Here is a 12,756-nt window from a genome sequence, read left to right on the forward strand (position 1 = left end):
GCTTCCCGGGGCGCAGCATGAGCCCTTTCGGCATAGCTCCTAGTGGAGCCTTGCCTTGGCTCGCGCCCGGGTCAATCCTTCCGCAAAAGACACTGCCGTGTCCAGACCCCTGCCGCTGCCCAATGCAACGACCGCGGGGCGGCTCCGCGATAATAGCGCTCGCGCCGCATTTCGCGTCGATTCGACGCTGACGGCATCGATTCGAGCCACCAGCTCCTGCACCGTCTGGGGCCGCCCATAGGCCAGCACATGCCGCGCGAGCTGCTCGGCGCGCGAAGAGCAGCTCTCCAGCGCCATCAGGAGGCCCGCCTTCATCTGTGCTTTTGCGCGCGCGATCTCGGCCTCGGTCAGCGTCTCCACCGAATCATTGATGATGTCGACGACGACCTCCATCATCTCCGGCGCGTCCCCCGGATCGGTGCCGGTGTAGAGCCCGAAGAAGCCGGTATCGGTATAGGGCGCATGGAAGCTGTAAATCGAGTAGCACAGCCCGCGCTTCTCCCGCACCTCCTGGAACAGCCGCGACGACATCCCGCCGCCGAGGACGTTGGTGAAGACCTGGAGCGAGAACAGCGACGGATCGGTCTGCGGCACGCCTTCCAGCGCCAGCGTCAGATGCGCCTGCTCGAGCTCGCGATGCACCACCTTGGCCCCGCCCTTGCCGAACATCGCAGGCGCCGGCTTCGGCCCTGGCGTCGCCTCGAAACTCGCAAACCGCTTCGCCACCTCGTCCACGACCTGACGGTGGTCGACCGCGCCTGCGGCAGCCACCACCATGTCGGGGCCGCGATAATGCGTGGAGAGATAGCCGCGCAGCATGTCGCGGTTGAAGCCGCGCAGCGTCTTGGCGGTGCCGAGCAGCGAGCGGCCCATCGGCTGGTCGGGATAGCAGAGCTCGTTGAGATGCTCGAACACGACGTCGTCGGGCGTGTCCTGCGCAGCGCCGATCTCCTGCACGATGACGTTCTTCTCGCGCTCGAGCTCTTCCGGCTCGAAGGCGGGATTGGCGAGGATGTCGGCGAGCACGTCGAGCGCCAGCGGCACGTCGGCCTTCATCACCCGCGCGTAGTAGGACGTCGTCTCGGTCGAGGTGCCGGCGTTGAGATCTCCGCCGACTGCCTCGATCTCCTCGACGATCTCGCGCGAGGAGCGCCGGGTGGTCCCCTTGAAGGCCATGTGCTCGAGCAGGTGCGAGATGCCATGCTCGTTCGACTTCTCGTCGCGGCCGCCCACGCCGGCCCAGACGCCGAGCGCGGCGGTCTCGACATGGGGCATGTTGTCGGTGACGACGGTGAGGCCGGAGCCAAGCTTGGAGATCTCGACGCTCATCCGGCAACTCCCTGCTTTGCGGCGCGGCTAACCGACAACACGAACCGCTCCACCTCGGCCTGATCGTTCTTCATCACCTTCATGTGTTCGGATTTGGTCATCAAGCCGTCGAGCCAGGCCGGCAATTGCGGCCGCATGCTGCAGGCGGCCTCGACCGCGTCGGGGAATTTGGCGGGATGCGCGGTGGACAGCACGATATTGGGCACCGTCGTGTCCGTGGTGTCGCGATCGGCCACCGCGAGGGCCACTGCGGTATGGGGATCGACGAGCTCGCCGGCCTCACGCCAGGCGGCACGGATCGCAGCCGAGGTTTCGGTCTCGTCCGCGCGGCCGGCATCGAACTCCTCGCGGATCGCAGCGAGCGTTGCGTCGGGCAGCACGAAGCGTCCCGACTGCTTCAGCGAATCCATCAGCCGGCGGACGCCGGCCGCATCGCGCCGGCTCGCCTCGAACATCAGCCGCTCGAAGTTCGAGGAGATCTGGATGTCCATCGAGGGCGACGCGGTGGCGTGCACCTCGCGCACTTCGTAGATGCCGGTCTTGAGCGTGCGCGCCAGGATGTCGTTGACATTGGCGGCGATGCGCAAGGTGCGCACCGGAAGCCCCATGCGCTTGGCGACGTAGCCCGCAAAGATGTCGCCGAAATTGCCGGTCGGCACCGTGAAATCGACCTGCCGCGCCGGCGCGCCCACCGCGACCGCGGAGGTGAAGTAGTAGACCACCTGCGCCACGATGCGCGCCCAGTTGATCGAGTTGACTCCGGACAGAGCGACGGTGTCGCGGAAGCGGTGATGGTTGAACATCCCCTTCACCAGCGCCTGGCAATCGTCGAACGTGCCTTCGATGGCGAGCGCATGCACGTTGGCGGCGCCCGTCGTCGTCATCATGCGCTGCTGCACGTTGGAGACGCGGTTGTGCGGAAACAGCACGATGAGGTCGACATTCTCCAGGCCCGCGAAGGCTTCGACGGCGGCGCCGCCGGTGTCGCCTGAGGTCGCGACCGCGATGGTGGTGCGCTGGCCGCGCTTGGCGAGGACGTGATCCATCAGCCGCGAGATCAGCTGCATCGCGACGTCCTTGAAGGCGAGCGTCGGACCGTGAAACAGCTCCAGCACGAATTGATGCGGCGACATCTGGCGCAGCGGCACCACGGCCGGGTGGCGGAAGGTGGCATAGGCCTCGTTCGCCATGCGGCCGAGATCGGCATCCGAGATCTCACCGCCGGTGAACGGGCGGATCACGTCGACCGCGACCTCCCAATAGGGACGGCCGAAGAATCCCGCGATCGTCTCTGGCGAGAGCTGCGGCCAGGCGAGGGGCACATAGAGCCCGCCATCGCGGGCAAGCCCGGTCAGCATCACGTCGCAGAAGCCAAGCTCGGGGGCCTCGCCCCGTGTGGAGATATATCGAGTCAAACCGCCCTCCAAAGGCCGGCCGATCGCCTAAACCTTTGATTTTAATGAAGTTACTTTCTCTTGCCGCAGCAAGCTGGAGGGCACCATAAAGCGTTTTGCCGCATCGGGAAACCGCTTCCCGTGTCGCCCCCGGCCTAAAGCGGCGCAAGAAAAAGGGCTGCGGCGATGCCGCAGCCCTCTCCTGGAAGGGTCTGTCGTTACGTGTGCAGACCGGTTTTACCCATGTTCAGAGGCCGGTTCGTGGGCCAGGGCCTCGTCAAATCATTCGCCGTGAGCTTTTGGTCGGGTGTCATCTCATCGTCAAGGGAAAAACGGTTTGCGCCGGAGAACGTTCCAACTTTTCCCGCAACCTGCCAAAGCGATGATCGCGGATCGCGCTCCGCTTTGAAGCTCGGCGTGACACGCCTGCTATTTTTTCCCGCCGCTGGAAGGCCGTTCAGTTGGGACGACCGAACTCAGTTCATCCCGACCGCCACCGCGATCCGGATCAGGTCAGAGTGGTTTTTCGCGCCAAGCTTCTGCTTCAACAGCGACGTGGTGTTGGCGACGGTCTTGTAGGAGATGCCGAGCGCTTCGGCGACCTCGACGATCTTGTCGCCGCGCCCTAACAGCCGCAGGATTTCCAATTCCCGCGGCGTCATCTGCGAGGCCGGGTTCGCCTTGATCGCCGCGCCGGAAAAGGTCACGGCCTCCGCGAGTTGCGGCGAGATGAAATTGTCGCCGGCCGCGACCTTGCGCACCGCCTTGACCAGGATCTTGATGTCGTCGCCCTTGGAGACATAGCCCTGTGCGCCCATCTCGACCGCCCGGACCACAAAAGCCGGATCGTCGTTGGTGCTGAGCATGATGATCTTGGCGTCCGGATCGTCCTTGCGGATACGGCGCATCAGCTCGAAGCCGGAGACGTCAGGCAGGCTGATGTCGATCAGGGTGACGTCGGGACGCTTGCTGACGAAGGCGCGGTGACCGGACTTTGCATCACTGGCCTCGTCGATCCGGATCGAGTGATCTGACGCGAACAGCGACCTGCAGCCGAATACGACGACCGGATGGTCGTCGACGATCAATATCCGCGTGGCCGGCTTGACGATGTCTTGCATTGTTCGTGCTCGCTTTCCCAAACAGATAAGCCAGCGGGAACAAATGGAAAGAGTGAAAATGCGACCTGCGTTAGAATTTAACTAAATGGGGAAGACCCTACGTGCATCTGGCTGCGCCCGTTTGCATATTTGGCGGCGCGGGGCCATTCCCCCGCTAGCAGGCAGAGCAGTCCATCGGATTCTGCCGCGCCGGCGCGCAGGTGGTCCGGGAAATCTTGCCATCGGCGCTGAAGCCGAAGCTGGCGCGGATGCGCAACGAGCCGGCAATCGAATATTCGAGCTCGACGCCCTGCGGCGCGGGGCTGATGTCCTCGAGCCCGAATCCGGCAGAGGAGAGTGCCCCAAGCCGCGATCCCCAATAAGCTTCGAGCTCGCTGCGGCCGTGGTAGAGATGCGTGCCCCCGCATTGGCATTCGAGGCTGGCATCATCGGTGTAGAGATCGATCAGCGACCTGAGGTCGCCCTTGCGACAGGCGTCCAGCCAGTCGACGACAATGCCCATCTGGTCGAAGTCACTCACGCGTCCATCCCGATCTGCTAACGCGAATTCGTTTCGCGGCTTTTGGCCACAGTCGCGAATGAACGCTGAATGGTAAAGCCCGGAAGATTCCGGGTTCCGCCGCGGAAACCGGTGGATCAGCTCCGCCGCCGTCCCCTCACCCATACGCCGAACGCGATCAGCACCGCGGCGGCGAGCGTGAACCAGGTGATGGCGTATTGCAGATGATCATCCTTCAGATGCACGTCGAGCGGTCCGGGACGCGGGATGCCGTTCTCGGGCGCAGGCTGTTCCAGATCGATGTAGAATGGTGCGACCGCGCCCCAGCCGAGCGCACTTGCCATCAGATGCTGATCGCGCACGAACCACAGCCGCTTGGTGCGATTCTCCGCAGGCGTGAGCCAGCCCGGCGCTTCCGGAAAACGCAAGTATCCGGTGAGCGCGACCGGCCCGCCGGTGACGAGCTTGGTTACAGCACGATCCTCGACGGACCGATCCTGCATCGTATTCTCGACGAAGCCGGCATCGATCACGATCATCTCGCCGGTCGGCAGCCGTGCCGGCAGGAAGGCCCAGGTGCCGGGACCGGCGGCATCCTTGCGCACGGCCGAGCCGGAGCTGTAGACCATGGCGTCTGGAAGCGGCGCGTAGGTGGCCGTGAAGCTCACGCGGCGGAACTCGTCATTGGCCGCGTTGAGCGTGCTCCACTGTAGAGGCGGCGGCAGCGCGACCGGCGGCGCTGCAAGACGCTCGGTCAGCGCTGCGATCAATTCATGCTTGGCGACGCGGCGCTGCAATTGCCAGACACCGAGCGCGATGAAGGCTGCGATCATGGCGAGCGTGAACAGGCCAAAGCCCACCACGCCGCGGCGGCGCGTCGCGGTCCCGTTCATTTCGCGCGATCGACCAGCCGGCCCGGCGCCGCCTTGTGGTGGAATTGCAGCGCGATCAACAGAGACTTCATGGCGCGCAGCGGCAACAGCGTGGTGGCCAGGATCAGCGGCAGCCACAGCACCGCATGCAGCCAGAACGGCGGCTGGTATTTGACCTCGACGATCAGCGCGCAGGCCACCACGATAGCGCCGGCCAGCATGATGATGAAGATCGCCGGCCCGTCGCCGGAATCGATGAAGGCGTAATCGAGGCCACAGACCTCACACGACGGAGCGAGCGTGAGAAAGCCTGCATAGAGCTTGCCCCGTCCGCAGCGCGGGCATTTGCAGGCAAGTCCGCGCATCGCGCTCTGGAAAACGGTCGTGGGAGGATACTCGGTCATGCACTTTCCTTCGCCTCTCCCCACCTTAAGCAAAAGGGGCGGCCCTTGAGGCCGCCCCTTTGTATCACGATCGACGGGGCGTTAATGCGCTCCGTGGGCCATGGTCTCGGCGCCGCGACCCCAGACGTAGATGCAGATGAACAGGAACAGCCAGACCACGTCGACGAAGTGCCAGTACCAGGCGGCAAACTCGAAGCCGAGGTGCTGCTTCGGCGTGAAGTGACCGGCATAGGCGCGCGCCAGGCACACCAGCAGGAACACGGTGCCGACCAGCACGTGGAAACCGTGGAAGCCGGTCGCCATGAAGAAGGTCGCGCCGTAGATGTTGCCGGCAAAGGAGAACGCGGCGTGGCTGTACTCATAGGCCTGCACGCAGGTAAAGGTCGCGCCCAGGAGCACGGTAAGGATCAGACCGTACTTGAGGCCCTGGCGGTCGTTCTCCAGCAGCGCATGGTGCGCCCAGGTCGCGGTGGTGCCGGAGGTCAGGAGGATCAGCGTGTTGAGGAGCGGCAGGTGCCAGGGATCGAAGGTCTCGATGCCGTGCGGCGGCCAGGTGCCGGGCACGCTGCAGGCGCCGGCCGCGGTGCCCAGTCCGCAACCGAAGACTGCGTCACGGGTGGCCTGGATGGAGAAGTCGGGGAACAGCGCCGAGTTGAAGAAGGCCCAGAACCAGGCGACGAAGAACATCACCTCGGAGGCGATGAACAGGATCATGCCGTAGCGGTGGTGCAGCTGCACGACGCGGGTGTGGTCGCCCTTGTACTGGGCTTCCCTGATCACGTCGCCCCACCAGCTCGCCATGGTGTAGAGCACGCCGACGGTGCCGAAGCCGAAGATGATCGGCGCAGCCGCGAACATGTGGTGCATCCAGGCGATGGCGCCGAATGCCATGACGAAGGCCGAGACCGAGCCGACGGCCGGCCACGGAGACGGATCGACCAAGTGATAGTCGTGATGCTTGCCTTGCGCGGTCGCCATTTCCGTCTCTCTCCTTAGCCCGTGCCCGTCAGGCACTTATCCCCTTTAATTCCAATCCCCGGATCTGAGCCCGGCGATCAAAGATTGCCTTTGCGCTTGTCATCCTCGCCGGATGCGAGCGGCTTCACCGCCGGCTCGCGCACCGGATAGAACGTATAGGACAGCGTGATCGTGCCCAGCCCGTCATTGTCGTGATCATCGATGATCGATGGATCGACATAGAACACCACGGGCATCTCCCGCTTCTCGCCGGGCGCCATGGTCTGCTCGGTGAAGCAGAAGCAGTTGATCTTCTGGAAATAGGACCCGACCGTCAGCGGCGCGACATTGTAGGCCGCTTGCCCCGCGGTGGTGCGCGCGGCCTGGTTGGTCACGGTGTAGTAGACGGTCGTGACCTGGCCGACATTGACCTCGATCTCGGTCTGCTCGGGCTCGAACTTCCAGGGCAGGCCCGGCGCGACGTTGGAATCGAAGCGCACCGCGATCTTGCGCGCGATCGGCCCGGCGGTAGGCGCGGAGGTCGCGACTTGAGTGGTGCCGTTGAAGCCGGTGGCGCGGCAGAACCAGTTGTAGAACGGCACGGCCGCGTAGGAGGCGCCGACCATCAGTGCGACCACGCCGCCACAGATCGAGGCGACCAGTGCGTCGCGGCCAAGACCGTTGAAAAGACCACGCCCCTTCGTGGCCCTTCGGCTCTCATCCCGCGATATGGTCGGCTTCTGATCCATCTTTCCTACAATGGCCGAACTAGCACCGCTGGTCCCTTGACCATGGTGACCGCGAAAAACAGCACCACGAGCACGCCGAGCGCGAGCGCGATCGCGATCGAGCGCTGACGGCGGCTCCTCTTCTGCGCCTCGGTGAGGACGATTCCATCTGGCTCGGGTTTGTCGGGCATGCCAGCGTCATGCGCCCCCTACCATCGGAGCAAGGGCGCGGAACACGACCTCGGCGAGCAGGGTCGCGAACAGCGCGAACAGATAAAGAATCGAGAAAGCAAACAATTTGCGCGTCGCTCGCAGCGACTGGCTGCGCTCGCGCCGCATATAGACGTTGATGGCGAGCACCAGCATGCCGGCGCCGAGCACCAGCGAGGTGACGCCGTAGATCCAGTCGAAATAACCGAGCGCCCAGGGCGCCGCCGCCACCGCGATCAGGACGACGGTGTAGAGCAGGATCTGCAGCCGCGTCGCGTCGGGACCGGAGACGTTGGGCAGCATCGGGATGCCGGCACGGGCGTAATCGTCGGAGCGGAACAGCGCCAGCGCCCAGAAGTGCGGCGGAGTCCAGAAGAAGATGATGAGGAACAGGAGCAGCGGCTCGACGTCGACCGTGCCGGTCACTGCGGCCCAGGCGACCACCGGCGGCAGCGCGCCGGCGGCGCCGCCGATCACGATGTTCTGCGCGGTCCAGCGCTTCAACAGCATCGTGTAGATCACGACGTAGAAGAAGATGGTGAAGGCAAGCAGCGCGCCCGCGATCCAGTTGACGAGAATGCCGAGCGTCATCACCGAGAAGAAGGCGAGCGTCATGCCGAAGGTCATCGCCTCGGGCTTGGTGATGCGGCCGCGCGGGATCGGCCGGTTCGCGGTGCGCGACATCTTGGCATCGATGTCGCCTTCCAGCGCCATGTTCAGCGCACCGGAGGCGCCGGCGCCGACCGCGATGCAGAGCAGCGAGGTGATCGCGAGCACGGGGTGGAAATGCCCGGGCGCCAGCATCAGCCCGACCAGCGCGGTGAAGATCACGAGCGACATCACCCGCGGCTTCAAGAGCGCGATGTAGTCGCCGACCTCCGCCTCGGAGATCCTGATATCGACAGCGTTCTGATCGAGGACCGACACTTAAACCTACTCGCTTCGTTATAGAGCCGCGGCGCCCGTAACAGGCGCCGCGGCGAAGGGTTGCTTACTGCACGCGGGGCAGCACTTCGAACTGGTGGAACGGCGGCGGCGAGGGCAGCGTCCACTCCAGCGTGGTTGCGCCGGCACCCCAGGGATTGTCGGCCGCCCGCTCCTTGCGGATGAAGGCGTCGAACACGCAGTAGAGGAAGATCAGCACGCCGAAGCCGGAGATGTAGGAGCCGATCGAGGAGATCAGGTTCCAGCCCGCGAACGCGTCGGGATAGTCGACATAGCGGCGCGGCATGCCCGACAGGCCGAGGAAGTGCTGCGGGAAGAACACCAGATTGACGCCGATGAAGGTGACCCAGAAGTGTGTCTTGGCGAGCGTCTCGTTGTACATGTAGCCCGTCATCTTCGGGAACCAGTAGTACCAGCCGGCGAAGATCGCGAACACCGCGCCGAGCGACAGCACGTAGTGGAAGTGCGCGACGACGTAGTAGGTCTCCTGGAGCACACGGTCGACGCCGGCATTCGCCAGCACGACGCCGGTGACGCCGCCGACCGTGAACAGGAAGATGAAGCCCACCGCCCAGATCATCGGCGCGCGGAACTCGATCGAGCCGCCCCACATCGTGGCGATCCACGAGAAGATCTTCACGCCCGTGGGCACCGCGATGACCATGGTCGCGGCGACGAAATAGGCCTGCGTCGCCGAGGACATGCCGACCGTGTACATGTGGTGCGCCCACACCACGAAGCCGATGCCGCCGATCGCGACCATGGCGTAGGCCATGCCGAGATAGCCGAACACGGGCTTGCGCGAGAAGGTCGACACGATCTGGCTGACCATGCCGAAGCCGGGCAGGATCAGGATGTACACCTCGGGGTGGCCGAAGAACCAGAACAGGTGCTGGAACAGCACGGGGTCGCCGCCGCCGTCCGGCGAGAAGAAGGTGGTGCCGAAGTTGCGGTCGGTGAGCAGCATGGTGATCGCGCCGGCGAGCACCGGCAGCGACAGCAGCAGCAGGAATACCGTCACCAGGATCGACCAGACGAACAGCGGCATCTTGTGCAAGGTCATGCCCGGTGCGCGCATGTTGAAGATCGTGGTGATGAAGTTGATCGCGCCCAGGATCGAGGAGGCACCGGCAAGGTGCAGCGACAGGATCGCGAAATCGACGGCCGGGCCCGGATGACCCGTGGTCGACAGCGGCGCGTAGATGGTCCAGCCCGCACCGACGCCGTTGGCGCCCGGCTCGCCCTCGACGAAGGTCGAGCAGAGCAGCAGCGCGAAGGAGGCCGGCAGCAGCCAGAACGAGATGTTGTTCATGCGCGGGAACGCCATGTCCGGCGCACCGATCATCAGCGGCACGAACCAGTTGCCGAAGCCGCCGATCATCGCAGGCATGACCATGAAAAAGATCATGATCAGACCGTGGCTGGTCACGAACACGTTGTAGGTGTGGGTCTCGTGGAAGATCTGCACGCCCGGATACATCAGCTCGGCGCGGATCGCGATCGACATCGCCGCACCGATGATGCCCGCGATGACCGCGAAGATCAGGTACATCGTGCCGATGTCCTTGTGGTTGGTCGAATAGACGTAGCGCCGCCATCCGGTCGGATGGCCGTGATCGTCGTGTGCGTGGTCTTGGGCGTGATCGCCGTGTGTCGCTGCACTCGTTGCCATTTTCAAATCCTGCCTTGCGTCCCGTTCGGACCCCGAGAGGTCCCACCCTTTCGTCCCCTGAACCGGCGCTTACTGCGCCGGGCCGGCCGCGGAGGCGTAAGTGCTCGTGCCACCGCTCGCAAATTTCTTCTTCGCCGTATCAACCCAGGAGGCGAATTCCTGGTCGCTGACCACGCGAATCGCGATCGGCATGAAGGCATGGTCCTTGCCGCAGAGCTCCGAGCACTGGCCGTAATACATGCCGGTCTTGGTCGCCTTGAACCAGGTCTCGTTCAGGCGGCCCGGAATCGCGTCGATCTTGACGCCGAAGGCCGGCAACGCGAAGGCGTGGATGACGTCGGCGCCGGTGGTCTGGACGCGAATCACCTTGTTGACCGGCACCACCATCTCGTTGTCGACGCCGAGCAGGCGGGGCTGCTTGTCCTGCGCCATCAGCGAGTCGAACTCGAACTTGCCGTTGTCCGGATAGGCGTAGGACCAGTACCACTGCTTGCCGGTGGCCTTGATGGTCAGGTCCGCCTTCGGCACGTCGAGCTCGAGGAACAGGAGGCGGAACGACGGCACCGCAATGCCGACCAGGATCAGCACCGGCACCAGCGTCCAGAGCACCTCGATCAGCGTGTTGTGGGTGGTCCGCGACGGCACCGGATTGGCCCTCGCGTTGAACTTCACGACCACGATCACCAGCAGCGCAAGCACGAACAGCGTGATCACGGTGATGAGCACGAACAGGAAATTGTGGAACCAGACGATGTTGTCCATCACCGGGGAACCGGATTGCTGGAGTGTCCACTCCCACGGCGCCGGCTGACCCAGCTCGGCAAATGCCGCGCCACCAGTGGCCAGCGTCAGGCCAGCTACGGCCAATCCCAGCAAGTGCCGGCCCATCCGGCCCATCGACATCCTCATGCCGCTCGCGCTCCCCTTACGAAATCACCCCAATGCGCTCCCCTATTTTTGGGGAACGCTTATTCGATCCGCCCGTCCGACAAACCGCCGCGCAAGAATACCTCTAAGAGGAATTGGGGCCAGATCGCTAGAACGCCGAAATCAAGCCTCTCAAACCATAATTCTTGATGTATCGCAATGCAGTCTTGAGCCCGGTCTGCCAGCCATCACACGCAAGATATTTCAGACAAAATGAGCGGTCCCGGGAGTGTCGCGGCTTGACAGCAGGATTGCCCGCTGTAGGCACTGATCGGCCGCCCCCGCAGGAGCCTGATTCGCGCGGGAAAAAGGCGACCGGCGCGGCGCGAGATTTGCTTGTTGGTTGCTTGGGATCCGCCTTCAAGCCGCCGTCATTTCCGTACCTGAGTGAAAGCGAAGCCGCCCAAGCAGGTTGCGAACAGAGGGATCGACCCCGATGGGGCTTTCGACACGCATGGCGAAACCCGCTCCTTACCGCCATTTTGGCACGCTGGCCTGTTTTCTGGTGGCCGCCGTCCTCCTCCTGCCGGGCCTTGCGCATGCGCAAGGCGCGGTGCGCTCGGTCCATGGTGACTGGCAGATCCGCTGCGACACCCCGCCGGGGGCCCAGGCCGAGCAATGCGCCCTGATCCAGAGCGTTGTCGCCGAGGACCGCTCCAATGCCGGCCTGACCGTGATCGTGCTGAAGACCGCCGACCAGAAGAGCCGCCTGATGCGGGTGGTCGCGCCGCTCGGCGTGCTGCTGCCCTCCGGCCTCGGGCTGAAGCTCGACAACCAGGACGTCGGCCGCGCCGGCTTTGTCCGCTGCCTGCCAAACGGCTGCGTCGCCGAGGTCGTCCTGGAGGACAAGCTGCTCGGCCAACTCCGTTCAGCCAAGACCGCGACCTTCATCATCTTCGAAACCCCCGAGGAAGGCATCGGCTTCCCGCTCAGCTTGAACGGGCTCGGCGAGGGCTATGACAAGTTGCCGTAGGGCGATGCCAGTCCCGACATCCTGAGGTGCGAGCCGCAAGGCTCGCCTCGAAGGATGAACGGCAGAATGGCCGGCCGGGCCGTCGCCCTTCGAGCCCTCCGCTACGCTCCAGCACCTCCAGCGACAATGGCTTCGCCATTGCGCGGTGGTGACGGTGATGGAGTGGACCCTAGCCACTCGAGTCATTGCGAGGAGCTCTTGCGACGAAGCAATCCAGAGTCTTTCCGCGGATTGCAGTCTGGATTGCTTCGCTGCGCTCGCAATGACGGGAGTGTGGGCCGCCCGCCCGCACCTCACGCCCTGTCGACGCGATAAAGCTCCGTCTCGCACCAGGTGCAGCGGTAGATGCGGCCGGCACTGGCGACAGCCATTCCGGCCGCCTTCTGCCGGCACTTGGCGCAGACGACGCCGCCCGCCGTCGCTGAGCCTGGATGGGCCGCGACGTACTGTTCGCGCGCGGGGTAGGATTTCCAGCCACGGCGGAAGATGAACTGGTTGACGAACAGGACCAGGGCCAGCACGGCAAAGCCGATGATCAGGCCGTGATACTGATCCCAGAATGCAAGCAGGGAATTCCACATGCTTTGGCCGCCGGTTCACACAGGTGTGCGCCCGTATAGGCTGAAAACCTTGAAAACCGGCTTAAGACGAGGCCAATCGAAAGGCTGGCCGGGTGCGATCCCGACCATGTCGTTTCAGTAATGTGACGGCCCGCCCCCCTCGCC

General features: G+C 64.3%; 14 protein-coding genes. 1 reads left to right on the forward strand and 13 read right to left on the reverse strand.

The genetic code is table 11. From position 1 onward, the window contains the following. Window positions 1-39 precede the first annotated feature (39 nt). The 12 genes from YUU_RS0105215 to coxB form a co-directional block, all read right to left on the reverse strand. Window positions 40-1,329 (reverse strand): pitrilysin family protein, encoded by a 1,290-nt coding sequence (locus tag YUU_RS0105215; protein ID WP_027521430.1) that lies wholly within the window; start codon window positions 1,327-1,329, stop codon window positions 40-42. Next, complete coding sequence (thrC, locus tag YUU_RS0105220; protein ID WP_027521431.1) at window positions 1,326-2,744, reverse strand: threonine synthase; 1,419 nt, start codon at window positions 2,742-2,744, stop codon at window positions 1,326-1,328. Before thrC ends, YUU_RS0105215 begins: the two co-directional genes overlap by 4 nt. 455 nt (window positions 2,745-3,199) lie before the next feature. Further along, window positions 3,200-3,844: a response regulator transcription factor gene (locus tag YUU_RS0105225; RefSeq protein ID WP_027521432.1), complete on the reverse strand. Its 645-nt coding sequence runs from the start codon at window positions 3,842-3,844 to the stop codon at window positions 3,200-3,202. Between the two features lie 154 nt (window positions 3,845-3,998). Then, a complete protein-coding gene (locus YUU_RS0105230) occupies window positions 3,999-4,364 on the reverse strand; it encodes a nuclear transport factor 2 family protein (RefSeq protein ID WP_027521433.1) in 366 nt (121 codons plus the stop codon). A gap of 116 nt (window positions 4,365-4,480) precedes the next feature. After that, window positions 4,481-5,236, reverse strand: coding sequence for an SURF1 family protein (locus YUU_RS0105235; protein WP_027521434.1), 756 nt, complete (start codon window positions 5,234-5,236; stop codon window positions 4,481-4,483). After that, complete coding sequence (locus YUU_RS0105240) at window positions 5,233-5,619, reverse strand: DUF983 domain-containing protein (protein ID WP_027521435.1); 387 nt, start codon at window positions 5,617-5,619, stop codon at window positions 5,233-5,235. The genes YUU_RS0105235 and YUU_RS0105240 overlap by 4 nt, the downstream gene beginning before the upstream one ends. 81 nt (window positions 5,620-5,700) lie before the next feature. Further along, window positions 5,701-6,597 carry a cytochrome c oxidase subunit 3 gene (locus YUU_RS0105245; protein WP_027521436.1) on the reverse strand — a complete coding sequence of 299 codons (897 nt, stop codon included), beginning with the start codon at window positions 6,595-6,597 and terminating at the stop codon, window positions 5,701-5,703. A 77-nt stretch (window positions 6,598-6,674) separates the two neighbouring features. Continuing rightward, entirely contained in the window at window positions 6,675-7,325 is a 651-nt protein-coding gene (locus YUU_RS0105250) for a cytochrome c oxidase assembly protein (RefSeq protein ID WP_027521437.1), read from the reverse strand. Between the two features lie 5 nt (window positions 7,326-7,330). After that, a complete protein-coding gene (locus YUU_RS0105255) occupies window positions 7,331-7,495 on the reverse strand; it encodes a hypothetical protein (RefSeq protein WP_027521438.1) in 165 nt (54 codons plus the stop codon). 7 nt (window positions 7,496-7,502) lie between these two features. After that, the gene (locus YUU_RS0105260) at window positions 7,503-8,441 is read right to left on the reverse strand and encodes a heme o synthase (protein ID WP_027521439.1); all 939 of its coding nucleotides are present in this window, start codon (window positions 8,439-8,441) and stop codon (window positions 7,503-7,505) included. Between the two features lie 64 nt (window positions 8,442-8,505). Next, window positions 8,506-10,131, reverse strand: coding sequence for a cytochrome c oxidase subunit I (ctaD, locus tag YUU_RS0105265; protein ID WP_027521440.1), 1,626 nt, complete (start codon window positions 10,129-10,131; stop codon window positions 8,506-8,508). Between the two features lie 69 nt (window positions 10,132-10,200). Beyond that, window positions 10,201-11,040, reverse strand: a complete 840-nt coding sequence (gene coxB / locus YUU_RS0105270) for a cytochrome c oxidase subunit II (protein WP_027521441.1) — start codon at window positions 11,038-11,040, stop codon at window positions 10,201-10,203. A 454-nt stretch (window positions 11,041-11,494) separates the two neighbouring features. On the opposite strand from coxB, the gene YUU_RS0105275 reads away from it, so the two are divergent. Beyond that, entirely contained in the window at window positions 11,495-12,031 is a 537-nt protein-coding gene (locus tag YUU_RS0105275) for an invasion associated locus B family protein (protein WP_027521442.1), read from the forward strand. A gap of 293 nt (window positions 12,032-12,324) precedes the next feature. Here YUU_RS0105275 and YUU_RS0105280 read toward each other — a convergent pair whose 3' ends face one another. Further along, window positions 12,325-12,612, reverse strand: a complete 288-nt coding sequence (locus YUU_RS0105280) for a hypothetical protein (protein WP_027521443.1) — start codon at window positions 12,610-12,612, stop codon at window positions 12,325-12,327. Window positions 12,613-12,756: the final 144 nt, after the last annotated feature.

This window comes from Bradyrhizobium sp. Ec3.3, from assembly GCF_000472925.1.
In the GTDB taxonomy this organism is placed as follows: Bacteria; Pseudomonadota; Alphaproteobacteria; order Rhizobiales; family Xanthobacteraceae; genus Bradyrhizobium.

What these genes read in the sequence shown, in the direction of transcription:
- YUU_RS0105215 (WP_027521430.1), bottom strand. Translation starts at nt 1,329, where the DNA reads ATGAGCGTCGAGATCTCCAAGCTTGGCTCCGGCCTCACCGTCGTCACC.
- YUU_RS0105225 (WP_027521432.1), bottom strand. Translation starts at nt 3,844, where the DNA reads ATGCAAGACATCGTCAAGCCGGCCACGCGGATATTGATCGTCGACGAC.
- YUU_RS0105235 (WP_027521434.1), bottom strand. Translation starts at nt 5,236, where the DNA reads ATGAACGGGACCGCGACGCGCCGCCGCGGCGTGGTGGGCTTTGGCCTG.
- YUU_RS0105240 (WP_027521435.1), bottom strand. Translation starts at nt 5,619, where the DNA reads ATGACCGAGTATCCTCCCACGACCGTTTTCCAGAGCGCGATGCGCGGA.
- YUU_RS0105245 (WP_027521436.1), bottom strand. Translation starts at nt 6,597, where the DNA reads ATGGCGACCGCGCAAGGCAAGCATCACGACTATCACTTGGTCGATCCG.
- YUU_RS0105250 (WP_027521437.1), bottom strand. Translation starts at nt 7,325, where the DNA reads ATGGATCAGAAGCCGACCATATCGCGGGATGAGAGCCGAAGGGCCACG.
- YUU_RS0105255 (WP_027521438.1), bottom strand. Translation starts at nt 7,495, where the DNA reads ATGCCCGACAAACCCGAGCCAGATGGAATCGTCCTCACCGAGGCGCAG.
- ctaD (WP_027521440.1), bottom strand. Translation starts at nt 10,131, where the DNA reads ATGGCAACGAGTGCAGCGACACACGGCGATCACGCCCAAGACCACGCA.
- coxB (WP_027521441.1), bottom strand. Translation starts at nt 11,040, where the DNA reads ATGAGGATGTCGATGGGCCGGATGGGCCGGCACTTGCTGGGATTGGCC.
- YUU_RS0105275 (WP_027521442.1), top strand. Translation starts at nt 11,495, where the DNA reads ATGGGGCTTTCGACACGCATGGCGAAACCCGCTCCTTACCGCCATTTT.
- YUU_RS0105280 (WP_027521443.1), bottom strand. Translation starts at nt 12,612, where the DNA reads ATGTGGAATTCCCTGCTTGCATTCTGGGATCAGTATCACGGCCTGATC.